Consider the following 24,510-nt stretch of genomic DNA (forward strand, 5'->3'; position numbering starts at 1 on the left):
TCGCGCGGCAGGCGTGTCGCTGCAGCAGAACCAGGTGTCGACGTGCCCGCCTATTAGCGACTTTTCAGCGACAATCGCCTCACGGACCTATTTTCGTCTCATCTGCCCCAGCGACGATCATTACTTGCGTCACTCCAGGGTCAATTGGCCTCACGCATAACAGATTTCAGATTGCCCGACTATCAGCGACTCAGTCGCTCGCATGCGGGCATTGGACTGCTGAGACGTACGGGACCGATGTTGCCAGAGCGGCGAGATCGGCCAGCGACAATGGGGTTGAAGAGGCCCAGGATGCTGATCTGGCGATTGTCGCTGAGTTGTCGCGCGTAGGCGGGCACAACGGCCATCGTCCCGAAATCCGGGACGGCTGTGACCAATGTGACTGAACGACCAGCCTGACCAAGACGGCACAGTGGAGACATGGACATCCGTCGCGTCGAACATCCATTGGTCAGGCGGGCTGCCGAGGTACTGCACCACTTCAACAGCAGGCATCCGTGGAGTCACAACGACCACTTCCACGGCTGGATTCTGGCGAACCTGCCCAGGCAGCGCCGGACCGCGATCGATATCGGCTGCGGGCAGGGCGAACTGGTGGCTCAATTGGCCTCCCGTTTCAGGTATGCCCACGGCACCGACCTCGACGCGGACATGCGTCGCGCGGCGGCCCGGCGTTGCTCCAGGCTGACCAACGTCACCGTCGATGACGCCCAACTCAGCGAGCTCGCCGGGCCCGCGGACCTCATCACCATGGTGGCGGTGCTGCACCATCTCGACGCGGAAAAGGCACTCGTCGACGTCAAACGACTGCTCTCCCCGGGCGGGAGATTCTTGGCCGTCGGCCTGGCCGTACCGGGTTCGCTTCGCGACACCGCCTGGGATCTGGCGTCGGCGGTGACCAACCCGGCCATCGGCCTCATCAAACATCCCCGGCCGGTGCGCGGGGGTCCGACGCCTCCACCGTTTCCGGTACGCGATCCGCAACTCAGCTTCGATCAGCTGCACGAGATCGTCGGCACAGTACTTCCCGGCGCAGTGATGCGCCACCGGCTGGCGTTCCGGCACACCATCGCCTGGACCAAACCCGCCTGACCGTGGCTCAGCAGCCTGTCCACAACGTGTTACCGCGGTGATAATTCCTGGACGCCCGCGCTACCGTGCGCGAGCCTGCCGCAGGCCGTGTGCCCCCTGCCCGATTCCAACCGAATCAAGGCGTTATCTGCAGGTAGATGACGTAAAACCCAGTTCTCCCGCCGGCCGCCCCGTGACCAGCATGTTCCTGTGGAATGACTGCCGGGTTACCGCGATTTCACAGCGCCCGATCCCCGTGAGTGCGTTCTTTTGAGACGCTGAAAACCGCCCTTACGCTCGTGCTTCAACAGCGTGGAGGGACAGATCTTGGTTGATTCACCCGCGGGCAGTCAGACACCTGCCGATGCGTTGCTGCGACTGGGCAAGTACTTCCACCGCGGCGAGATCTCGGACGATCAGCGGACCCTGCACAAGATCGGGGGCCGCTCCGCCGACGACTTCTACCGCGACCGCTGGGCCCACGACAAAGTGGTGCGCTCGACTCATGGCGTGAACTGCACGGGGTCCTGCTCGTGGAAGATCTACGTCAAGGACGGCGTGATCACCTGGGAGTCGCAACAAACCGACTATCCGTCCGTCGGTGCCGACAAGCCCGAGTACGAGCCACGCGGCTGCCCGCGCGGTGCCTCGTTCTCGTGGTACACGTATTCGCCTGCCCGCGTTCGTTATCCGTATGTCCGCGGGGTGCTGCTGGAGTATTACCGAGAGGCCAAGGAGCGGCTCAAGGATCCCGTGCTCGCCTGGGCCGACATCGTCGAGGATCCGGAGAAGTCCAAGCGATACAAGGCCGCCCGCGGTAAGGGCGGCTTTGTGCGGGCCGAATGGTGGGAGGCGGCCGAGATCGCCGCGGCCGCCCACGTCCACACGATCAAGAAGTACGGCCCGGATCGCGTGGCCGGCTTCTCGCCGATCCCGGCGATGTCGATGGTCAGCCATGCCGTCGGCGCCCGGTTCATCTCGCTGCTCGGTGGGTCGATGCTGTCGTTCTACGACTGGTACGCCGACCTGCCGGTGGCCTCGCCCCAGGTGTTCGGCGACCAGACTGACGTGCCCGAATCGGCCGACTGGTTCGACGCGGGCTACCTGATCATGTGGGGCTCCAACGTCCCCGTCACCCGAACCCCGGACGCGCACTACATGACCGAGGCTCGCTACCGCGGCCAGAAGGTGGTCGTGGTGTCCCCGGACTATGCCGACAACACCAAATTCGCCGACGAATGGCTGCCGGCCCGGCCCGGCACCGACGCCGCCCTCGCGATGGCGATGGGCCACGTCATCCTCAAGGAGTTCTTCGTCGAGAAGCAGACCCCCTACTTCACCGACTACGTCAAGAAGTACACCGACCTACCGTTCCTGGTCACCCTCACCGAACGCGACGGCCGGGTGCTGCCCGGAAAGTTCCTCACCGCAGCCGATCTCGGGGACACCGGTGAGGGTGCGGAGTCCAAGACGGTCCTTCTGGACCAGGCCGGGCGGCCCGTGGTGCCGAACGGCTCGCTGGGACACCGGTTCACCGCGTCCGGCGAAGGCCACTGGAACCTGGACCTGCAGGGCGTGCACCCACTGCTGACACTGTTCGACAGCGAGGCCGGGACGGCCACGGTGTCTCTTCCCCGGTTCGACGGCGACCAGCCCGACGTGCTGGAACGTGGCGTGCCGACCAGAATCGTTGCCGGACAGCGGGTGACGACGGTGTTCGATCTGATGCTGGCGCAGTACGGAGTGGGTCGCGACGGGCTGCCCGGGCAGTGGCCGTCGGGATATGACGACGCCTCCGAGCCCTACACGCCGGCCTGGCAGGAAAAGATCACCGGCGTGCCCGCCGCGGCCGCCGAACGCATCGCACGCGAATTCGCCGACAACGCCGAACGTTCCAAGGGCCGGTCGATGATCCTGATGGGGGCCGGGACCAATCACTGGTTCCATTCCGACCAGATCTACCGGTCGTTCCTCACCCTGGTCATGCTCACCGGCTGCCAGGGCGTCAACGGCGGTGGCTGGGCCCACTACGTCGGTCAGGAGAAGTGCCGGCCCGTCACGGGTTGGGCCACCCTGGCGTTCGGTTTGGACTGGCAGCGACCGCCGCGGCAGATGCAGGGCACCGTGTTCTGGTATCTGGCGACGGATCAGTGGCGCTACGACCCGTTCACCTCGGAGGTGATGGCCTCACCGCTGGCCGAGGGCAAGTTCGCGGGCCGTACCGCCGCCGACAACATCGCCCTGGCCAGCCGGCTCGGCTGGATGCCGAGTTACCCGACGTTCAACCGTAACCCCCTGGATCTGGCCGACGAGGCTGACCGCCTCGGCAAGGACGCCGCCGAATACGTTGTGGACGGGCTGAAGTCGGGTCATCTGCAGTTCGCGTGCGAAGATCCCGACGCCCCGGAGAACTTCCCGCGCTGCCTGACAGTGTGGCGGTCGAATCTGCTCGGCTCGTCGGCCAAGGGCAACGAGTACTTCCTCAAACACCTGCTCGGCACCGACTCCGCGGTCGCCGCCCGCGACGAGGACGGTATCCGGCCACAAGAGGTGCGGTGGCGCGACGAGGCCCCGGTGGGCAAGCTGGACCTGCTGCTGTCGCTGGATTTCCGCAACACCAGCACGACGCTGTTCTCCGACATCGTGCTGCCCGCGGCCACCTGGTACGAGAAGCACGACCTGTCCAGTACCGACATGCACCCGTTCGTGCACGCGTTTTCACCGGCCATCTCACCGCCGTGGGAGACCAAGACGGACTTCGATGCGTTCCACCGCATCGCCCGCGGATTCTCCTGGCTGGCCGAGAAACATCTCGGCAAGCGCAAGGACATCGTGGCCATGCCGCTGCAGCACGACAGCGCCGATGCCACCGCGCAGCCCGGCGGCCGGGTGCTGGACTGGAAAGCCGGTGAGTGCGAACCGATCCCCGGCAAGACCATGCCCCGGCTGGTCATGGTGGACCGTGACTACCCTGCAGTCGCCGAGAAGATGGCGGCGCTGGGACCGATGGTGGAAACCGTCGGTCTGACCACCAAAGGCGTAACCACTCACCCCGAGGCCGAGGTCGAATACCTGCGTGGCGTCAACGGCGCCGTGGTCAGCGGCGTCGCGGTCGGACGACCGTCGCTGGCCAAGGACACTCACGCCGCCGAGGCCATCCTGGCACTGTCGGGCACCACCAACGGGCGTCTGGCCGTCGAGGGCTTCGAGGCCCTGGAGCGTCGTACCGGAACCGAACTGGTCGACCTGGCCAAGGAAAGCGAAGGCAAGCGGATCACGTTCGCCGACACCCAAGCCCGGCCGGTACCCGTCAACACCTCACCGGAATGGTCCGGCTCCGAGACGGGTGGACGGCGCTATTCACCGTTCACCATCAACACCGAGCGGCTCAAGCCGTGGCACACACTGACCGGTCGCCAGCATTTCTATCTTGACCACGACTGGATGAGTGAGCTCGGCGAACAACTGCCGCTCTACCGGCCGCCGCTGGACATGACGGCGCTGTTCAACGAGCCCGCAGTGGGGGATACCAGCGGCGGCATCACGGTGCGATACCTGACGCCGCATTCCAAGTGGTCGATTCACTCTGCCTACCAGGACAACTTGTACATGCTCACGCTATCCCGCGGCGGACAGTGCATCTGGATGTCCGAGGTGGACGCCGCCAAGATCGGGGTCAAGGACAACGACTGGATCGAGTGCACCAACCGCAACGGCGTGGTGAACGCCAGGGCCATCGTCAGCCACCGCATGCCCGAGGGTCTGGTGTTCATGTACCACGCCCAGGACAAGGCCGTCGACGTGCCGCGCACCGAGAAGAACGGTAAACGCGGCGGTATCCACAATGCGCTGACCCGGATCATGATCAAACCCACGCATCTGATCGGCGGGTACGCGCAGCAGTCCTTCGCCCTGAACTATCACGGGCCCACCGGAAATCAACGCGATGAGGTCACCACGATTCGTCGTCGCTCGCAGGAAGTGGAGTACTAGACGATGACCGGACACGAAGCTTGCGGAGTGAACCAATGAGGATAATGGCGCAGCTCGCGATGGTGATGAACCTCGACAAGTGCATCGGCTGCCACACCTGCAGCGTCACCTGCAAGCAGGCGTGGACCAACCGCAGCGGTGTGGAGTACGTGTGGTTCAACAACGTGGAAACTCGTCCAGGACAAGGCTATCCGCGTCAGTACCAGGATCAGGAGAAGTGGAAGGGCGGCTGGACGCTGAACAAGCGCGGCAAGCTGACCCTCAAATCCGGCTCCCGATTCAAGCGGCTGCTCAACATCTTCGCCAACCCTGACTTGCCCACGGTGTCGGATTACTACGATCCCTGGACCTACGACTACGAGAACCTGCTGTCGGCACCGGCCATGGACACCACGCCCGTGGCGCGGCCGAAGTCGCTGATCACCGGGCGCGACACCAAGGTCACCTGGGGCGCCAACTGGGACGACGACCTCGGTGGCGGACCGGAGCAGGTCAGTCGAGACCCGTTGTTGGGCAAACTTGAAGACAAGGTCAAGCTCGAGTTCGAGCAGACCTTCATGTTCTACCTGCCGCGGATCTGCGAGCACTGCCTCAACCCGGCCTGCGCGGCGTCCTGCCCGTCGGGAGCCATCTACAAGCGCTCCGAGGACGGCATCGTGTTGGTGGATCAGGACAAGTGCCGTGGCTGGCGCCAATGCGTCACTGGATGTCCGTACAAGAAGATCTACTTCAACCACAAGACCGGCAAGGCAGAGAAGTGCACGTTCTGCTATCCGCGCGTCGAGGTCGGAATCCCCACCGTGTGCTCGGAGACCTGTGTCGGGCGGCTGCGCTACATCGGCGTGATGCTCTACGACGCGGATGCGGTGTTGGAGGCCGCGTCGGTCACCGACGACAAGGACCTCTACTCGTCACAACTCGGTGTCTTCCTCAACCCGCACGATCCACGCGTCGTCGCCGAGGCCGAACGGGCCGGCATCTCACCCGAATGGATTGAGGCGGCGCAGAACTCACCGGTATACCGGCTGATCGTCGATTATCAGGTGGCGCTGCCGCTGCATCCGGAATACCGGACCATGCCCATGGTCTGGTACGTGCCGCCACTGTCACCGGTGGTGGACATCCTGAAAGAGACCGGCCACGACGGCGAGAACAAGAACAACCTGTTCGGCGCCATCGACACATTGCGCATTCCGGTCGAATACCTCGCCGAGTTGTTCACCGCGGGTGAGGTGGGCCCGGTCCGGGCCTCGCTGCAGAGGTTGGCGGCGATGCGTGCCTACATGCGGGCGGCGAACCTCGGCGAGGAGTTCGACGAGACCATCCCGGATTCGGTGCGGTTGAGCGGCGACGAGATCGAGGCGATGTACCGACTGTTGGCCATCGCCAAGTATCAGGACCGCTACGTCATCCCGACCGGAGCGGGATCGGACGCCCACCGCCTCGATGCCCTGGCCACCGGCTGCAGTCTGGACGGCGACGGCGGACCGGGCATGACCGCATACGACACGATGGTGGACAAGTTTCACCTCACCCACACCAACGATGCTGTTCCGCAGGGTGATCCGAGCCGGGTCAACCTGCTCAACTGGGACGGCCGGAGCACAGACGGGTTGTTGCCGACCACATGAAGCTACTCACCCGGGCTCGTAGAACTGGTACGGGCACTTCCCTCTCCGAACGCCAGCAACGTCTGGTGTGGCGCATCGCGGCCCTGTTGCTCGATTACCCGACGGACGAAACTGCCGAGATCGCCGGCCAACTGGACACCATCGCCGAGGAATTGCCGGAATCGGCGCGGGCGCCGCTCGCCGAGTTCGCGCGTGCGTTCAGAGCGGCAGGTGCCATGCAGCGGGCATCGAACTACGTCACGACGTTCGACATGCAGCGACGCAGCAGCCTGCACCTCACCTACTACGCCTACGGCGATACCCGCAAGCGCGGAATGGCGCTGTTGCGGTTCAAGCACGCCTATCGCCAGGCCGGCTTGGAGGTCGGTGAACTGGAGAATTCGGAGCTACCGGACTACCTGCCGATGGTGCTCGAGTTCGCCGCGACCGTCGACCATGCCCAGGGTGAACGGCTGCTGGCCGAGCACGTCCCGGTGCTCGAACTACTGCGACTCTCGCTGCAGGACAACGAGTCCTATTACTCAGGCCTGTTGGCTGCGATCCTTTCCACCATGCCCCCGGTGAACAGCGCCGACCGGCGCCGCATCGCACAGCTGGCTGCGGAGGGCCCGCCGGACGAGGATGTCGGCCTAGACCCGTTTGCGATGGATCCCATGGCATCTGGAGGAGTGAAATGAGCAACATCCTGTGGCTGACCCTGCCCTATATCGCGCTCACCTCGTTCGTGCTCGGCCACATCTGGCGCTACAAGGTCGACCAGTTCGGTTGGACCACACGGTCTTCGCAGATCTACGAAAGCAGACTGCTGCGACTGGGCAGTCCGCTGTTTCACTTCGGCATTCTCGGGGTGTTGGCCGGACACGTTGTCGGACTCCTGATCCCTCAGTCCTGGACTTCGGCCGTCGGTGTGTCCGAACACGTCTATCACCTGATGTCGGTGAGCATGGGGTCGATCGCCGGGTTGGCCGTCGTCACCGGGGTGGGAATCCTGCTGTACCGGCGAGTGACGGTACCGGAGGTGCGCACCGCCACCACGGTCAACGACAAGGCGATGTATCTGTTGCTGGTCGGCGCTCTGGCCACGGGCATGCTCAACACCATGACCAACGTGTTCTCGACCTACAACTATCGAGAAACGGTGTCGCCGTGGTTCCGCAGCCTGTTCACGTGGCATCCTGCGCCGCAGTTGATGGCCGAAACCCCGTGGACATTCCAGGCACATGTGCTGATAGTGCTTGCCCTGCTCGGTTTTTGGCCATACACACGGCTGGTGCACATGTTCAGCGCACCGATCGGCTACCTGGTGCGGCCCTTCGTGATCTACCGGAGCCGCGATCCGCAGCGCGCGGGGAAGAACCGTTACGCCAAGGCGTGGGTGACGCCGCAGGCGCCACCCGCCCGCAGCCGCTGGGTGTGACGACAGCGGCGAATCAGCCGTACCAGTCGGGTAACGGGTCCGGTCGCAGCACGGTCGGATCCCCCGGTCGGGTCAGGGTGAGGACCGCGCGCACGATCTCGGGGCGGCTCTGCAGGCCATCGGCAATGGCGTTGAGCCGGGTGGCGACGTCGGATTCCGCGGCATCACCGGTGAGGTCGACGGCAGCAACCAGATAAATGCGGTCCGCGCCAACCCATTCCATATGCAGGTAGCTGACCCGCTCGATATCAGTGTGGTCGAGCAGTTGTTGCAGGACGCTGTTGCGGGCCAGCGGGGTGGCGGCCTCACCGGTCAGAAAATCCATGTTGCGTCCGATGAGGAACAATGCGACGCCACCCAGCAGCACACCGACCAGGATCGAGCCGATCGCATCCCACACCGCGTTTCCGGTGAGCTGGTGCGCCAGGATGCCGAGCGCCGCGATCACCAGACCGATCAGCGCCGAGAGGTCTTCGGCGAACACCGCTCGCAGCATCGGATTCGACGTCACCCGGATATAGCGCAGCGGGTGGATGCGTCGTTGCACCGCACCCGATCTGGTTTGGTGCAGGGCTTGTGCGAACGAGGTGCCCTCCAGCACGAACGCGATGCCGAGCACCGCGTACGCCCAGCCGTACGACGTCGCCTCGCCTTCGCCGCCCAGCGAGGAGATCCCGTGCCAGATCGACACCACCGCGCCCACGGTGAACAACCCGAAGGCGGCAAACATCGACCAGATGTAGCCGGCCCGGCCGTAACCCAAGCGGTGTTGTGCGTCGGCCGGTTTCATCGACTTGCGGGTGCCGATCAACAGGAAAACCTCGTTGCCGGTGTCCGCCCACGAGTGCGCGGCCTCGGCCAGCATGGACGCCGAACCGGTGATGCCGGCGACCACGGTTTTGGCCACGGCGATCAAGGCGTTGGCACCGAGTGCGACGGCGACGGTCAGCGCACTCTCGTTGTGTGTGGTGTCTCCGTCCGTGGTCATGACCCCACAGTTACCCGTTGACGGGCAGACGCAAAAGTCCCCCGAAACCGGTGGTTTCGGCGGACTCTTGTGGGTGTTCGGCAGAACTTTAGAGGCGCTCGATGATCGTGACGTTGGCGGTGCCGCCGCCCTCGCACATGGTCTGCAGGCCATAGCGGCCACCGGTGCGCTCCAGGGTGTTGAGCATGGTGGCGAACAGCTTGGCGCCGGTGGCGCCCAGCGGGTGGCCCAGGGCGATAGCGCCGCCGCTCGGGTTGACCTTCTCCGGATCAGCCTTGGTCTCCTTGAGCCAGGCCAGTACGACCGGCGCGAAGGCCTCGTTGATCTCGACGGTGTCGATGTCATCGATCGTCAGGCCGGTCTTCTCCAGCGCGTACTGGGTGGCCGGGATCGGGCCGGTCAGCATCATCACCGGATCGTCGCCGCGGGCGCTGATGTGGTGGATGCGGGCGCGGGGCTTGAGATTGTGCTTGTTGACGGCCTCTTCCGAGGCGAGCAGCACCGCCGAGGCGCCGTCCGAGATCTGGCTGGCCAGCGCGGCGGTCAGCCGGCCGCCTTCGACCAGGGGCTGCAGCGAGGCCATCTTCTCCAGCGTGGTCTCACGCGGGCCCTCGTCGACACCGAAGTCGCCGACCGGGACGATCTCGTTGTCGAAGTGCCCGGCCCGGATTGCCGCGAAGGCGCGCTGATGGCTGGTGTAGGCGAACTGCTCCATTTCCTCGCGCGAGATGTCCCATTTCTCGGCGATCAGCTCCGAGCCACGGAACTGCGAGATCTCCTGATCGCCGTAGCGATGCAGCCAATTCTTGGATTCGTTTGTGGGCGAGGTGAATCCGAGCTCCTTGCCGACCACCATGGCCGACGAGATCGGGATCCAGCTCATGTTCTGCATACCGCCGGCCAGGATCAGATCTGCGGTACCCGACATGATGGCCTGGGCACCGAAGGAGATGGCCTGCTGGCTGGAGCCGCACTGCCGGTCGACGGTGACGCCGGGGACGGCCTCGGGATAGCCGGCGGCCAGCCAGGTCAGGCGGCCGATGTTGCCGGCCTGTCCACCGATGGCGTCGACACAGCCGACGATGACGTCGTCGACCGCGCCCGGATCGACATCGTTGCGATCGAAGATGGCGCGGAACGCGTGCACGCCGAGATCGATCGGGTGCACCTGCGCGAGCGCGCCGTTCTTCTTGCCGACCGGCGTACGCACGGCGTCGACGATGTAAGCCTCACGCATGGTTGTCTCCTTTGACAGTGTCGTTATCCGCGACGATGCCGCCGAGGACGATGGCGAGGTATTGCCGGCCCACCTGCTCGGCCGTGAGCGGACCGCCCGGTTGATACCAGCGGACCGAGACCCAAGTGGTGTCGCGGATGAACCGGTAGACCAGGTCGACGTCGAGGTCGGGCCGAAACGATCCATCGGCGACGCCCTGGTGCAGGATGTCGATCCACATCTTGCGCTGCTCTTTGTTGCGCTCGTCGACGAACCCGAACTGCGGGATCGCCGACAGCCGCTTGGCCTCGTCCTGGTAGATCACCACCTGCGCGTGCCGGTGCTCGATCGCCTCGAAGGAGGCCATGAACAGGCCGGTGAGCCGGCCGAGCGGGCTGGACTCCTCCTCGAGGATCTGCTCGTACCGCGCGAACAGCCAATCGAGGAAGTCCTTGAGGACTTCCTCGACCATCTGCTCTTTGGACTTGAAGTGGTGATACAGACTTCCCGAGAGAATTCCGGCGGAATCGGCGATATCGCGGACGGTCGTCGCCTTCAGGCCGCGTTCGGCGAACATGGTCGCGGCAAGGTCGAGGAGCTCGTCGCGTCTGCTAGCCGGTTGGCTGGGCGTATCCGGCGCCATTGCCCCAGCATAGCAACCAAGCGCTTGCTAGGTCACCTCTAGGGCGCGAGGCAGTCGGATCATGCGGGCTGCGGTACCTCTTCGGCGAGCACGACCGGGAGCTCGGATGCCGCCGCCGGTAGTACCGGCAGGGCCTGCGCCCCGGCGCTGCGTCGAGACAGCGGCACGGCCAGCAGACCGGCCAGCAGCGACACCACCAGCGCACCCCAACCAGCCGGCGCCGAGGTGGACCACACCCCGTTGAGCAGCAGGATCGCCGAGACCGTGCAGGTGGGGATTCCCAGCAAGACGAGGAACCATCCGGTGAAATGCCCTAGATCGATCTGCCCCGCCTTGGTCAGGCCGAGCCCCAACAGGACGAAGAACAGCGACCACATGATGGCCCAGGTCGCCCAGATGACGGCGAACACCGGATCGGTGCCGACGCTCTTTATGGCGTAGTAAGCCGCGATCACCGCGACGAACAAGCTGTACCAACCGAAGCCGCGGGTATCGATGTCGAAGATCTGGATGAACGCGAACCAGAGGTAGGTGAACCCGAACAGATAACTCGGCCAGGTCGCGTTGACGATTCCCGGGTCGCCGTCCGAGCCGACGAGTACGAGCGTGGGCAGGACAACCTGGGTGACTCCGACGAAGAGGTTCAGCGGGGCAGCTCCTTTGGCCTCGACGATGCCGACCGAGACCAAGCCATTGACGAACAGCGCCACACCGACGAGCAGCAACCCGACGTTTCCCATCAGCGGCCGATCCAGTCCACGAACTGATCCGACGTGATCACCGGTGCGAAGAAATTATTGATCCGTTGGAACGCGGCACGCTCCTGCTCGGGATCGGCCGCGCCCGTCGCGTCGCCGATCACGATGGGCAGCAACCCGTGATCGCGTGCCGCACGGGCATTGCCTTCCACGCACCAATCGAGATGAATCCCGGTGAGCACCAACACCTCGACGCGTTGCCGGCTCAACGCGCCGGGCAGATCCGTTCCCACGAATGCGGTCTGCAGGGCCTTCTCGTACAACTCGTTGTCACCGGGTTCGACCAGCTCGCGCAGCTCACCCACGAGCTCGTTGTCCCAGGCGATCTGCTCGGGCGTGGCATCGATATGGCCGGTCCAGCCGTCGTACTGAACCCGATCGAAATCCGTCTTGGGGTAATCGTCACGGAACACCGAGAACCCGATCCAATTGAACGACACGAAATTCGGGGCCAACCGCGCCGCCTTCGCCGCCTTCACGGTCGCCTCAAGGCTGCCGCGATACGCGTGGCCCTCGGCGTATTGCACACCGCCGGGCTTGTACAGCGAGTTGGACTGACTGATCGACAGGAACGCCGCAGGCCTGGAGAGGATCTCGCGGAAGTCGAGCGCCTGCCACTGCTTGGCGAGCAGTGGGATGGCAGCGCGGTTGTCGGTCGGATACCCCAGCGCCTGCGGGTCGAGCTCGATCGGTTCCTGCGGAGTGGTTCGAGAAGATGCCTCGACGGAGAGTGCGGTCACATGGCATACCTTCGGCCGACAGCAGCCGAGTCGACAGGCTTTGAATCGGCACGATTCTGGGCGACTACCAGCGATGGGCGTCGCTTCTGAGTCACATGGACCCCATTGGCAACCGGCTCTGGCGTCGGGTGCCGCATTGCCCGACTAATAGCGACAACTCAGCGACAATCGCAACACGGGTATCGTCAGTATCGCCAGTCACGCGCTCGATCAATACTTATGTCCCGGCAGGCGCATTGGCCTCGTGCGCAACAGATTTGACGTGCCCGGCTATCAGCGACAGAGTCGCTATAAGCCGGGCACTGGACTGCTGAGACTCATGGTGTCAGTGGTGCTGCACCGACAAAAGTGACCAGCGACAATGGGTCTGGTGTGGCCAGCGATTTACACGAGGCGATTGTCGCTGAATTGTCGCTATTAGTCGGGCGCATCGCCTATCCCGCCGAAACAGTTGGCGTCAGGCCCGCTGACTCGACACCGAGATGACCTCGCCGGTGAGGTAGCTCGAGTAGTCGCTGGCCAGGTAGGCGATGGTGGTGGCGATCTCCCACGGTTCGGCCGCGCGGCCGAACGCCTCGTCCGAGGACAGCCGGTCCAGCAAGGCGGCATCGGCCGACTTCTCCAGGAACTTATGCCGCGCGATGCTCGGCGAGACCGCATTGATCCGCACGCCGTACTCGACGGCCTCGATCGCGCTGCACCTGGTCAACGCCATCACACCGGCCTTGGCGGCGGCATAGTGCGACTGGGAGTGCTGAGCACGCCAGCCGAGAACACTGGCGTTGTTGACGATGACGCCGCCATGCTCGACGCCCCGGAAGTAGCGCAGTGCGGCGCGGGTGGCCCGCATGACCGAGTTCAAGGTGACGTTGAGAACGCGGTCCCACTCGTCGTCGGTCATGTCGACCAGCGGGGTCTCACCGCCGAGGCCGGCGTTGTTGACCAAAACGTCCAAGCGGCCCATCTTTTCGACCGCCGAGGTGATCAGCGCGTCGACTGCTTCGGTGGAGGTGACGTCGCAGACCACCGCTTCGACCCGACCCAGGCCGAGCTCGGCCAGCTGATCGCGGGTCTCGTTCAACCGGCGTTCGTGGTAATCGGACACCACGACGTCGGCGCCCTCGAGCAGCGCACGACGCGCGGTAGACGAGCCGATGCCGGTACCGGCCGCGGCAGTGACGAGAACGACCTTGCCCTTGAGCAGACCGTGGCCCTCGACCTCGTTGGGGGCTACTGAAAGGTCACTCATCCCTTTGCCTCTCGGGGTAGACCGAGCACGCGCTCGGCGATGATGTTGCGCTGAATTTCGTTCGATCCGCCGTAGATGGTGTCCGAACGCGAGAACAGGTAGAGCCGCTGCCACTCGTCGAACTCACCGTCGGGCAGTGTCAACCCGGCCACACCCTGCACGTCCATGGCGATCTCGCCAAGCTCGCGATGCCAATTGGCCCACAACAGCTTCGAGACATTGTCTTGCCCCGGCTGTTCGACATCCATGGTGGCCAGCGCATACGACCGCATCGCCTGCAGGCCGGTCCAGGACTCGGTCAGCCGCCGGCGGATCAGCGGATCGTCGGCCGCACCGGTGCGCTTGGCGAGCTCGACCAGGTTGGAATGTTCACGCGCGTAACGGATCTGCTGCCCCAGCGTGGAAACCCCACGCTCGAAAGTCAAGGTGCCCATGGCCACCCGCCAGCCATCACCAGGCTGACCGACCACCAGCGAGGCCTCGGTGCGGGCGTCGTCGAAGAACACCTCGTTGAACTCGGAGTCCCCGGTCAGCTGGATGATCGGACGGATTTCGACGCCCGGCTGATCCAGCGGCACCAGCAGGTAAGACAGGCCGGCGTGCCGCTTGGAGCCCTTCTCGGTGCGCGCCACGACGAAGCACCACTGCGCCCAGTGGGCCAGTGACGTCCAAACCTTCTGACCATTGATCCGCCACTCGTCGCCGTCCAGCTCGGCCGTCGTCGCCACGTTGGCCAGGTCACTGCCGGCGTTGGGCTCGGAGTAACCCTGGCTCCATAGCTCGGTGACGTCGAGGATCTTGGGCAGGAACCGCTGCTGCTGTTCGGGGGTGCCGTACTCGATCAGCGTCGGCCCGAGCAGCTCCTCGCCCAGGTGGTTGACCTTGTCCGGCGCATTGGCGCGGGCGTACTCCTCGTAGAAGGCGACGCGGTGCGCGACCGACAGCCCGCGGCCGCCGTGCTCGACGGGCCAGCCGAGGCAGGTCAATCCCGCAGCGGCGAGATGCTGATTCCACGCCCGCCGCTCTTCGAAGGCTTCGTGCTCACGCCCCGGTCCACCAAGGCCCTTGAGCGCCGCGAATTCGCCTACGAGATTGTCTGCGAGCCACTGGCGGACCTCGGCCCGGAACTCCTGGACCTCTATCACCCCTGTAGGCTAACCTACCAAGCACTTGCTTTGTTAAGGGAGCATCGATGACGAGCGATCGCCGCACCGTTCCAGCGGTGCTGGACAAGGTTGCCGTGCAGTTTTCGGACCATGAAGCGCTGGTCAGCGACGATAAGCGCCTCACCTATTCGGAGCTGCGCGCGCACGTACGCCAAGCCGCGGCGGCGATGATCGATTTCGGCGTCCAGCCCGGCGATCGGGTGGCGATCTGGTCCCCCAACACCTGGCATTGGGTAGTGGCCTGCCTGGCCACGCACTACGCCGGCGCGCAGATGGTGCCGCTCAACACCCGCTACACCGCCAGCGAGGCCGCCGACATCCTGGCCCGCACCGAGGCTCCGCTGCTGATCGCCGCCGGCGAGTTCCTCGGCGTCGACAAGACCGCCGAACTGGATCGCGCCGCCCTGCCCGCGCTGCGCCACATCGTGCGGGTGCCAATCGAGAAGCCGGACGGAACCTGGGATGAGTTCGTGGCCCGGGGGGACAAAGACGGCGCCCTGGAAGCCGTAGACGCCCGTGCGGCGGCGGTAGAACCTGACGACGTATCCGACATCCTGTTCACCTCCGGCACCACCGGACGCAGCAAGGGCGTGCGGTGTGCGCACCGTCAGTCGCTCGACGGATCGGCCGCGTGGGCGGCGTGCGGTCAGGTCACCAGCACCGACCGGTACCTGTGCATCAACCCGTTCTTCCACAATTTCGGCTATAAGGCCGGCATCCTGGCCTGTCTGCAGACCGGCGCCACGCTGTATCCGATGCTCACCTTCGACGCCGAGCAGACCCTCAAAACCATTGCCGAACAGCGCATCACGGTGCTCCCCGGGCCTCCGACCATTTTCCAGACCCTGCTGGACCATCCGAAGCGCGCGGACTACGACCTGTCGTCCCTGCGCTTCTCGGTGACCGGTGCGGCCGTCGTGCCGGTGGTGCTGATCGAGCGGATGCAATCCGAACTCGACATCGACATCGTGCTGACCGCTTACGGGCTGACCGAGGCAGCCGGGTTCGGCACCATGTGCCGGGCCGACGACGACGCCATCACCGTCGCCACCACATGTGGCCGGCCGATCGCCGATTTCGAGTTGCGGCTGGATGATTCGGGTGAGGTGCTCCTGCGTGGACCGAACGTCATGCTCGGTTACCTCGACGACGCGGAGGCCACCGCAGCCGCTGTGGACGCCGAGGGGTGGTTGCACACCGGTGACATCGGCAAGCTCGACGAGCGCGGCAATCTGACCATCACCGACCGCCTCAAGGACATGTACATCTGCGGCGGGTTCAATGTGTACCCGGCCGAGATCGAGCAGGTGCTGGCCCGGCTGGACGGGGTGGCCGAGACCGCGGTGGTCGGCGTACCCGACGAACGTCTCGGCGAGGTTGGCAAGGCATTCGTGGTGCTCAAGCCCGGCGTGACGCTGGACGAGACCGCCGTGATCGCCCACAGCCGTGAGCATCTGGCCAACTTCAAGGTGCCGCGGTCGGTGGAGTTCCTCGACGTGCTGCCGCGAAATCCCGGCGGCAAAGTGATCAAACCGGTGTTGCGCAGCAAAGGGACCCGAGAAGGGGTGCAATGGACCTGATAATTGACGAGGCCACACGGGAGTTTCAAGCCGAGGTCCGCGACTTCCTCACGGCCAACCGGGAACATTTCCCGACGAAGTCGTACGACACTCTTGAGGGTTTCGAGCAGCACCGTCGTTGGGACAAGGTACTTTTCGACGCCGGACTGTCGGTGATCGCGTGGCCCAAGGAATACGGCGGCCGCGACGCCACCCTGCTGCAATGGGTGGTGTTCGAGGAGGAGTACTTCCAGGCCGGCGCTCCCGGCCGCGCCAGCGCCAACGGCACCGCGATGCTGGCCCCGACCCTGTTCGCCCACGGCACCGAAGAACAACTGCAGCGGGTCCTGCCGAAAATGGCCAGCGGCGAGGAGATCTGGGCCCAGGCGTGGTCCGAACCCGAGTCAGGCAGCGACCTGGCCTCGTTGCGTTCGACGGCCACGAAGGTCGACGGCGGCTGGAAGCTCAACGGGCAGAAGATCTGGAGCTCGCGCGCCCCGTTCGGTGAGCGCGGTTTCGGACTGTTCCGTTCCGACCCCGAGGCGCAGCGCCACAAGGGCCTGACCTACTTCATGTTCGATCTCAAGGCTCCTGGCATCACCGTGCGTCCGATCGCCCAGCTGGGCGGCGACACGGGTTTCGGCGAGATCTTCCTCGACGACGTGTTCGTTCCCGACAACGACGTGATCGGCGGCGTGCACGAGGGCTGGCGCGCGGCGATGAGCACGTCGAGCAACGAGCGCGGCATGTCGCTGCGCAGCCCGGCCCGGTTCCTGGCACCGGCCGAGCGCCTGGTGTCGCTGTGGAAGGAAAACCCCGACCCGGTGTTCACCGATCGGGTCGCCGACGCCTGGATCAAGGCTCAGGCGTACCGGCTGCACACCTTCGGCACCGTGACCCGCCTGGCCAACGGTGGCGAGCTCGGCGCCGAGTCCTCGGTGACCAAGGTGTTCTGGTCCGACCTGGACGTCGCCCTGCATCAGACCGCACTCGATATGCAGGGTCCGGACGCCGAGCTGACGGACCACTGGACCGAAGGGCTGCTGTTTGCTCTTGGCGGCCCGATCTACGCCGGCACCAACGAGATTCAACGCAACATCATTGCGGAAAGACTGCTCGGCCTACCGCGCGAATCTGGGGGGAAACCCAAGTGAACTTCGAGATTGACGAACAGCAGCGGGACTTCGCGGCCAGCATCGATGCGGCGCTGAGCGCTGCCGATGTCCCGGCCGCAGTACGAGCCTGGGGCGACGGTGACACCGGACCGGGCCGCAAGGTGTGGGCACAGCTGACCGACCTGGGGGTCACCGCGCTGCTGGTGCCGGAAAAGTACGACGGCATCGACGCCAGCCCCGTCGACCTCGTCGTCGCCCTGGAGCGGTTGGGCTACTGGACAGTCCCGGGTCCGGTGACCGAGTCGATCGCCGTCGCACCGATCCTGCTCTCAGATGACGAACGCTCGGGAGCGCTGGCCTCCGGCGAGCTCATCGCCACGGTCGCCATGCCGCCGCAGGCACCACGCGCCGTCAACGCCGATTTCGCCGGGCTGACCTTGCTGGCCGCCGACGGCAAGGTCAGCGACGCCAGCATTGATGTTCAGGTCGGGGCGGCTCACGATTCCGTCGACCCGGCGCGAAAGCTGTTCGACGTCAGCGCATCCGGTGACAGCCAACCTGCCGACACGGCACGAGCCTACGAGTTCGGTGTGCTGGCCACCGCAGCACAGCTGGTGGGCGCCGGCCAGGCGATGCTCGATCAGTCCGTCGAATACGCCAAGCAGCGCGCCCAGTTCGGCCGAATCATCGGCTCCTACCAAGCCATCAAGCACAAGTTGGCCGACGTGCTCATCGCCGTCGAGCTGGCCCGGCCGCTGGTCTACGGCGCGGCTCTGTCACTGGCCGAAGGCTCGCCGGACACCGCCCGCGACGTGAGCGCCGCCAAGGTCGCTGCCGCCGACGCCGCCCTGCTGGCCGCCCGCTCGGCGCTGCAGACCCACGGCGCCATCGGATTCACCCAGGAACACGATTTGTCCCTGTCTCTGCTGCGCGTGCAGGCGTTGCGCAGTGCCTGGGGCGATCCGGCTTTGCACCGCCGACGCGTGTTGGCGGACTTGTGATGATGTATCTGTGCATAATTAACCGGGGGGTAAATCATGAGTGAAGAACGACAGCTGCTGCGCGAAACCGTCGCCGCCCTGGTCGACAAGCACGCCTCACCGGAGGCGGTCCGCACGGCGATGGAATCCGAACGCGGCTACGACGAGAAACTGTGGAGCCTGCTGTGTGAGCAGGTCGGTGCGGCCGCCCTGGTGGTGCCCGAAGAGCTCGGCGGTGCCGGTGGCGAACTCGCCGATGCCGCAGTGGTTCTCGAAGAGCTCGGCAAGGCCCTGGTGCCCACCCCACTGCTGGGCACCACGCTCGCCGAGTTCGCCCTGCTCGCCGTCGACGACCACGAGCCACTCGAAGGACTGGCCGAAGGCACATCGATCGGCACCGTGGCCTTCGACCCCGAGTACGTGATCAACGGTGACGTGGCCGATGTGGTCATCGGCGCTGACGGGGAGAACCTGACGCGTTGGACCACATTCACCGCCACGCCCAAGACCACCATGGATCTGACCCGTCGGCTGTCCGCGGTGATCCCCGGCGACACCGTCGTCCTCGGCGCCGACCCCGGCCTGGCCGACACCGCGGCCCTGCTGATGGCCGCCGAACAGATCGGTGCCGCATCACGCTGCCTGGACCTGACCGTGGCCTACACCAAGGACCGGGTGCAGTTCGGCCGTGCCATCGGTAGCTTCCAGGCGCTCAAGCACCGGATGGCCGACCTGTACGTCAAGGTGTCCGCGGCGCGCGCCGTCATCAACGACGCCATCGCCGCCCCGTCACCGGCCACGGCATCGCTGGCCCGCTACTTCGCCAGCGAGGCCCTGTCCGCGGTGACCGCCGAAGCCATCCAGATGCACGGCGGCATCGCGATCACCTGGGAAAGCGACATCCAGCTGTATTTCAAGCGTGCCCACGGCAGTGCCCAACTGCTGGGACCGCCGCGTGAGCACCTGCGCCGGCTCGAAGCCGAAGTGTTCTAGGCGGCTCGCCGCCGAAGTGTTCTAGGCGGCTCGCCGCCGATGTGTTCTAACCTGGCTGGGATGGACGTGTCCCTGCGAGCCGGAATCCCGCCGTTTCACGTCATGGATGTCTGGCTGGCCGCGGCCGAACGCCAACGCACGCACGGCGACCTGGTCAATCTGTCGGCGGGCCAGCCCAGCGCCGGGGCGCCGGCCGCGGTGCGCGACGCGGCCGTGGCCGCGCTGAACGACGGCGCGCTCGGCTACACCGTCGCGCTGGGAATTCCGGAACTGCGTGCCGAGATCGCCGCGTCGTACCGCAAGTACGACGTCGAGGTGAGCGTCGATGACGTCATCCTCACCACCGGCTCGTCGGGCGGGTTTCTGCTGACGTTCCTGGCGTGCTTCGACGCCGGTGATCGCGTCGCGATCGCCAGCCCCGGCTATCCCTGTTACCGCAATATCCTCACCGCGCTCGGCTGCGAGGTGGTCGAGATCCCGTGCGGCCCCGAGACCCGGTTCCAGCCGACCGTCGCGATGCTCGAGGCGCTCGATCCACCCGTGGCCGGGGTGATCGTCGCCAGCCCGGCGAACCCGACCGGCACCGTCATCCCGCCCGCCGAGCTCGCCGCGATCGCTCGCTGGTGCGATACCTCCGGTGTGCGGTTGATCAGCGACGAGGTGTACCACGGCCTGGTCTATCCCGGCGCCCCGGAGACCAGCTGCGCATGGGAGACCTCGCGGAATGCCGTGGTGGTCAACAGCTTCTCGAAGTATTTCGCGATGACGGGCTGGCGGTTGGGTTGGCTGCTGGTGCCCACCGAGCTACAGCGTGCCGTCGACCGGCTCACCGGCAACTTCACCATCTGCCCACCGGCTCTGGCCCAGCACGCCGCGGTGGCCGCGTTCACACCCGAATCCCTGGCCGAGGCCGAAGGCCTGCTCTCGCATTACGCCGACAACCGCGCGTTGCTGCTCGACGGATTGCGCGGCATCGGCATCGACCGGTTGGCCCCGACCGACGGCGCGTTCTACGTGTACGCCGACGTCAGCGATCACACCGACGATTCGCTGGCCTGGTGCGCAAAGCTGTTGGCCGACACCGGGGTTGCCATCGCACCCGGTATCGATTTCGACACCGTGCGCGGCGGCGCCTATGTGCGGCTGTCGTTCGCCGGGCCGACGAGCGATATCGAAGAGGCGCTGCGCCGGATCGGGTCCTGGCTTCCTACGTCGACTCTGCGGTGAGGGCGGCCTCGATCCGTACTTTCACGCCTTGAGCGCCGAGTCGACAGCTTCCACGTCGGCGCGGTCAACCTCCGCCAGATCGATGCCCTTGGTCTCCCGGGCGAAATACAGGGCGACCAGAGTAACGACGGCGGCGCCGGCCAGATAGATCGCGATCGGCACCGACGAGTGGAACTCGGCCAGCAGGCGCACCGCGATGACCGGCGCGAGCGATCCCGCGACAATAGCCGTCACCTGATAACCAAGGGACACACCGGAATACCGCATTCGAGTCGGGAACATCTCGGACATCAACGCGGGCTGCGGGGCGTACATGAAGGCATGGAACACCAGCCCGAGCACGATCGCTGACAGGATGACCACATTGTCGTGGCTGTCCATCATCGGGAAGGCGAAGAACCCCCACGCTCCGGTGCCGAGCGCACCGACGAGGTATACCGGCCGGCGCCCGAAACGGTCGGACAGGGCGCCGACGAGCGGGATGGCCACGAGATGCACCGCGTGCGCGACCAGCAGCCACAGCAGGATCGAGTCGGTCTCGGCGTGGGCATGCACCTTCAGATACGTGATGGAGAACGTGACCACCAGGTAGTACATGATGTTCTCGGCGAACCGCAGCCCCATCGCGGTGAACACGCCGCGCGGGTACCGGCGCAGCACCTCGACGGCGCTGAACGACGATGCCTTGATCTGCGCGGCTTCCTGTTGCGCCACAACGAAGATCGGGGCGTCGGTGACCTGGGTCCGGATGTAGTACCCGATCAGCACCACCACGGCCGAGAGCCAGAACGCCACCCGCCAACCCCAGGACAGGAAGTCCGCGTCGGACAACGTCGCGGTCAGCACCAACAGCACCACGGTGGCCAGCATGTTGCCCACCGGCACACCGGCTTGGGGCCAGCTGGCCCAGAACCCGCGGCTGCGGTTCGGGCTGTGCTCGGCGACCAACAGCACCGCCCCACCCCATTCACCGCCGACGGCGAACCCCTGCAGAAAACGCAACACCACCAGCAGCGCGGGCGCCCAGTAGCCGATCTGATCGTAGGTCGGCAGGCATCCCATCAAGAAGGTGGCGACGCCGACCAGCAGCAACGAGAACTGCAGCAGCTTCTTACGGCCGTACTTGTCGCCGAAATGCCCGAAAACAATGCCGCCCAACGGCCGTGCGACGAAACCGACCGCGTAGGTGAGGAACGCGGCCAGGATGGCGTCGAGCTCACTGCCGATCCCGGGGAAGAACACCTTGCTGAACACCAGGGTGGCGGCGGTGCCGTACAGGAAGAACTCGTACCACTCCACCACCGTGCCGGCCATCGACGCGGCGACGACACGGCCCAGCCCTGACGGCGGCCTGTCCGCCCGCGACTCGGCGTCCGCCGTGCTCGACGTTATTTCGTACGCAGACTCACTTTCAGGCATGCGTCAGTTTGGCACCGGTCGCATCCTGAACATCGTCGAAAGTGAGATCCGGTGCGGTCTCGACCAAGGTCAAAGTGCCGTCTCCGGTGACGTCGATGACCGCAAGGTCGGTGATGATGCGATGCACAACCCGTTCGCCGGTCAGCGGCAGCGTGCAACTCTCTACGATCTTGGGCTGTCCGGACTTGTCGACGTGCTCCATCAACACGATGACCCGCCCGGCGCCGTGGACGAGATCCATCGCCCCGCCCATGCCCTTGACCATCTTGCCCGGGACCATCCAGTTGGCCAGGTCGCCATGGCGGGAAACCTGCATGCCGCCCAGCACCGCGACGTCGATGTGGCTACCGCGAATCATGCCGAAGGACAACGCCGAATCGAAGAAGGCGGCGCCGGGCAGAACCGTCACGGTTTCCTTGCCGGCGTTGATCAGGTTGGCGTCGATCTCGTCGGCGGTCGGGTACGGGCCAGTGCCCAAGATTCCGTTCTCCGAATGCAGCGTGACGTGCACGTCGCGGTCGAGGTATCCGGGAATGAGCGTGGGCAGGCCGATGCCGAGGTTCACGTACTGCCCGTCGGACAGTTCGCGCGCCGCGCGGGCGGCCATCTGCGACCGCGTCCATCCCTTGGTGATCACCGAATCTGTCATGCCGACACCTCCTCGCGCACGGTGCGCTTCTCGATCCGTTGTTCCTGCGGCCCGGTCTCGACGATGCGCTGCACGAAGACACCGGGAAGATGGACCTGCTCGGGGTCCAATTCACCTGGCTCGACCAGCTTTTCAACTTCGGCGATGGTGATCCGGCCGGCCATCGCGACCAGCGGGTTGAAGTTCATCGCGGTCTTGTCGAACACCAGGTTGCCTTGGGTATCGCCGAGGGCGGCATGAACGAGGGCGAAGTCGGCGTGAATGCCGGTCTCCAGGACGTAGCGACGCCCGTCGAACTCGCGGGTCTCCTTGGGGGGCGAGGCGACGGCAACCGAGCCGTCGGCGGCGTAGCGCCACGGCAATCCGCCGTCGGCCACCAGGGTGCCGACTCCGGCCGGGGTGTAAAACGCCGGGATTCCGGCTCCGCCGGCCCGCAACCGCTCGGCGAGCGTGCCCTGCGGCGTCAGCTCCACTTCGAGTTCTCCGGCCAGGTACTGCCGGGCGAACTCCTTATTCTCCCCTACATAGGAGGCCGTGACGCGGGCGATGCGGCCGAGACCCAGCAGCACGCCGAGGCCCACGCCGTCGACACCGCAGTTGTTGGAGTACACCGAAAGATTCCCGACCCCGGTATCGGCGACGGCCTGGATCAGGCTGTCGGGGATGCCGCAGAGTCCGAATCCGCCGACGGCCAGCGATGCGCCGTTGCCGATGTCGGCAACTGCCTCGCGGACGTCAGCCACGTGCTTACCGGCCATACTCGATGCTCCTGCGTCTGTTCAGTGGATGACTTGTCCAGGCGAGGACATCACCAACGAGCTGGTGAGCGCAAGACTTGGTGGCCCATCGAAGGTGTTCTGTCCGCTCAGGTGACGCGGGGCGGCAATGGCGTCCACTGAGTGGACGCTACAGTCGGAACTGTGGCTGAAGGTGAATCCGGCACTCCGGTGATCACACGCGCCGCGACGATCCTGCGCGCGCTCGCCGATGCCCGCTCCGACGGTGTCACCACGACCGAGCTCGCCCGCTCGACAAACATGCCGCGCGCGACCGCGCACCGGATGCTCACCGCGCTGGCCGGCGAAGGCCTCGTCGACCGGGCGCCCGACACCGGGTTGTGGTTCCTGGGCCCGGAGGTGTACCTGCTCGGTTCGGTGGCCGCCGCCCGGTACGACGCGGCCCCGCTGGCCACCGACATCCTGCGCACGTTGGCGCGCGACACCGGCGAGAGTGCGTTCCTGTCCGCCCGTCGCGGCGACGAATCAATCTGCGTGAGCGCCGAGGAAGGCAGCTTCCCGCTGCGCTCCCACGTCTTGCATCCGGGCAAGCGGTTTCCGCTCGGTGTCGCCTCGGCCGGGATCGTCATGCTGGCGCACCTGCCGGACCCGGAGATCACGGCCTATCTCGATCGCGTCGACCTGACTGCGGATTGGGGCGAGACGCACTCGGCCGCCCAGCTTCGCCGCCGCATTCACCAAACCAGGATCAAGGGCTACTCGGTCAACCCGGGCTTGATCGTGGAGGGCAGCTGGGGCATCGGCGCAGCGGTGTTCAACGAACTCGGCCAGCCCATGTGGGCGTTGAGCCTGACCGGTGTGGAGATGCGGTTCGGAGCTCAACGCCAGGCCGCCCTCGGGGAAGCGCTTCTGCTTGCCGCGCACACCCTCGGCCAACGACTCAAGCGAAAGTGATCGGC

General features: G+C 65.5%; 21 protein-coding genes. 11 read left to right on the plus strand and 10 right to left on the minus strand.

Going from position 1 to position 24,510, the window contains the following annotated elements:
- The first annotated feature begins 420 nt into the window (after positions 1-420).
- The 5 genes from A5740_RS22730 to narI all read left to right on the plus strand — a co-directional run bounded on the left by A5740_RS22730 (position 421) and on the right by narI (position 8,112).
- Positions 421-1,092 (plus strand): bifunctional 2-polyprenyl-6-hydroxyphenol methylase/3-demethylubiquinol 3-O-methyltransferase UbiG, encoded by a 672-nt coding sequence (locus A5740_RS22730; RefSeq protein WP_076197819.1) that lies wholly within the window; start codon positions 421-423, stop codon positions 1,090-1,092.
- 306 nt (positions 1,093-1,398) lie between these two features.
- A complete protein-coding gene (locus A5740_RS22735) occupies positions 1,399-5,064 on the plus strand; it encodes a nitrate reductase subunit alpha (protein ID WP_175616332.1) in 3,666 nt (1,221 codons plus the stop codon).
- A 44-nt stretch (positions 5,065-5,108) separates the two neighbouring features.
- Positions 5,109-6,695 (plus strand): nitrate reductase subunit beta, encoded by a 1,587-nt coding sequence (gene narH, locus A5740_RS22740; protein ID WP_076197823.1) that lies wholly within the window; start codon positions 5,109-5,111, stop codon positions 6,693-6,695.
- A complete protein-coding gene (gene narJ, locus A5740_RS22745) occupies positions 6,692-7,372 on the plus strand; it encodes a nitrate reductase molybdenum cofactor assembly chaperone (RefSeq protein ID WP_076197825.1) in 681 nt (226 codons plus the stop codon). The genes narH and narJ overlap by 4 nt, the downstream gene beginning before the upstream one ends.
- The gene (gene narI, locus A5740_RS22750) at positions 7,369-8,112 is read left to right on the plus strand and encodes a respiratory nitrate reductase subunit gamma (RefSeq protein WP_076197827.1); all 744 of its coding nucleotides are present in this window, start codon (positions 7,369-7,371) and stop codon (positions 8,110-8,112) included. Before narJ ends, narI begins: the two co-directional genes overlap by 4 nt.
- Before the next feature lie 13 nt (positions 8,113-8,125).
- Here the strand turns inward: narI and A5740_RS22755 are convergent, their stop codons facing one another.
- The 7 genes from A5740_RS22755 to ipdE1 form a co-directional block, all read right to left on the minus strand.
- Positions 8,126-9,100 carry a cation diffusion facilitator family transporter gene (locus A5740_RS22755; protein WP_076197829.1) on the minus strand — a complete coding sequence of 325 codons (975 nt, stop codon included), beginning with the start codon at positions 9,098-9,100 and terminating at the stop codon, positions 8,126-8,128.
- Positions 9,101-9,188: 88 nt separating this feature from the next.
- A complete protein-coding gene (fadA6, locus tag A5740_RS22760; RefSeq protein ID WP_076197831.1) occupies positions 9,189-10,337 on the minus strand; it encodes a steroid 3-ketoacyl-CoA thiolase FadA6 in 1,149 nt (382 codons plus the stop codon).
- Positions 10,330-10,959, minus strand: a complete 630-nt coding sequence (kstR2, locus tag A5740_RS22765; protein ID WP_076197833.1) for a TetR family transcriptional regulator KstR2 — start codon at positions 10,957-10,959, stop codon at positions 10,330-10,332. Before kstR2 ends, fadA6 begins: the two co-directional genes overlap by 8 nt.
- 59 nt (positions 10,960-11,018) lie before the next feature.
- Complete coding sequence (locus tag A5740_RS22770; protein WP_076197835.1) at positions 11,019-11,699, minus strand: AmiS/UreI family transporter; 681 nt, start codon at positions 11,697-11,699, stop codon at positions 11,019-11,021.
- Entirely contained in the window at positions 11,699-12,457 is a 759-nt protein-coding gene (locus A5740_RS22775) for a cysteine hydrolase (protein ID WP_076197837.1), read from the minus strand. Before A5740_RS22775 ends, A5740_RS22770 begins: the two co-directional genes overlap by 1 nt.
- 457 nt (positions 12,458-12,914) lie before the next feature.
- On the minus strand, positions 12,915-13,706 hold the full coding sequence (ipdF, locus tag A5740_RS22780; protein WP_076197839.1) for a (5R,7aS)-5-hydroxy-7a-methyl-1-oxo-2,3,5,6,7,7a-hexahydro-1H-indene-carboxyl-CoA reductase: 792 nt from the start codon (positions 13,704-13,706) through the stop codon (positions 12,915-12,917).
- Positions 13,703-14,851 carry an acyl-CoA dehydrogenase IpdE1 gene (ipdE1, locus tag A5740_RS22785; protein ID WP_076197841.1) on the minus strand — a complete coding sequence of 383 codons (1,149 nt, stop codon included), beginning with the start codon at positions 14,849-14,851 and terminating at the stop codon, positions 13,703-13,705. Before ipdE1 ends, ipdF begins: the two co-directional genes overlap by 4 nt.
- 47 nt (positions 14,852-14,898) lie before the next feature.
- On the opposite strand from ipdE1, the gene fadD3 reads away from it, so the two are divergent.
- Genes fadD3 through A5740_RS22810 form a run of 5 tightly spaced genes read left to right on the plus strand, consistent with a single transcriptional unit; the run spans position 14,899 to position 20,746 of the window.
- A complete protein-coding gene (gene fadD3 / locus A5740_RS22790; RefSeq protein WP_076197843.1) occupies positions 14,899-16,452 on the plus strand; it encodes a 3-((3aS,4S,7aS)-7a-methyl-1,5-dioxo-octahydro-1H-inden-4-yl)propanoate--CoA ligase FadD3 in 1,554 nt (517 codons plus the stop codon).
- Positions 16,443-17,585, plus strand: coding sequence for an acyl-CoA dehydrogenase family protein (locus A5740_RS22795; RefSeq protein WP_076197845.1), 1,143 nt, complete (start codon positions 16,443-16,445; stop codon positions 17,583-17,585). The genes fadD3 and A5740_RS22795 overlap by 10 nt, the downstream gene beginning before the upstream one ends.
- Complete coding sequence (locus A5740_RS22800; protein ID WP_076197847.1) at positions 17,582-18,547, plus strand: acyl-CoA dehydrogenase family protein; 966 nt, start codon at positions 17,582-17,584, stop codon at positions 18,545-18,547. Before A5740_RS22795 ends, A5740_RS22800 begins: the two co-directional genes overlap by 4 nt.
- Before the next feature lie 36 nt (positions 18,548-18,583).
- Positions 18,584-19,519, plus strand: coding sequence for an acyl-CoA dehydrogenase family protein (locus A5740_RS22805; RefSeq protein WP_076197849.1), 936 nt, complete (start codon positions 18,584-18,586; stop codon positions 19,517-19,519).
- A gap of 60 nt (positions 19,520-19,579) precedes the next feature.
- A complete protein-coding gene (locus A5740_RS22810) occupies positions 19,580-20,746 on the plus strand; it encodes a pyridoxal phosphate-dependent aminotransferase (protein ID WP_076197851.1) in 1,167 nt (388 codons plus the stop codon).
- 21 nt (positions 20,747-20,767) lie between these two features.
- On the opposite strand, the gene A5740_RS22815 is transcribed toward A5740_RS22810, so the two are convergent.
- From A5740_RS22815 to A5740_RS22825, 3 genes are all read right to left on the minus strand, one after another.
- A complete protein-coding gene (locus tag A5740_RS22815) occupies positions 20,768-22,060 on the minus strand; it encodes an MFS transporter (protein ID WP_254849306.1) in 1,293 nt (430 codons plus the stop codon).
- A gap of 97 nt (positions 22,061-22,157) precedes the next feature.
- A complete protein-coding gene (locus A5740_RS22820) occupies positions 22,158-22,814 on the minus strand; it encodes a CoA transferase subunit B (protein ID WP_076197853.1) in 657 nt (218 codons plus the stop codon).
- The gene (locus A5740_RS22825; protein ID WP_076197855.1) at positions 22,811-23,572 is read right to left on the minus strand and encodes a CoA transferase subunit A; all 762 of its coding nucleotides are present in this window, start codon (positions 23,570-23,572) and stop codon (positions 22,811-22,813) included. The genes A5740_RS22820 and A5740_RS22825 overlap by 4 nt, the downstream gene beginning before the upstream one ends.
- A 162-nt stretch (positions 23,573-23,734) precedes the next feature.
- Here A5740_RS22825 and A5740_RS22830 point away from each other — a divergent pair, with 162 nt between their 5' ends.
- The gene (locus A5740_RS22830; RefSeq protein WP_076197857.1) at positions 23,735-24,505 is read left to right on the plus strand and encodes an IclR family transcriptional regulator; all 771 of its coding nucleotides are present in this window, start codon (positions 23,735-23,737) and stop codon (positions 24,503-24,505) included.
- Positions 24,506-24,510: the final 5 nt, after the last annotated feature.

It is taken from the genome of Mycobacterium sp. GA-1841, from assembly GCF_001954135.1.
Taxonomy (GTDB): domain Bacteria; phylum Actinomycetota; class Actinomycetes; order Mycobacteriales; family Mycobacteriaceae; genus Mycobacterium.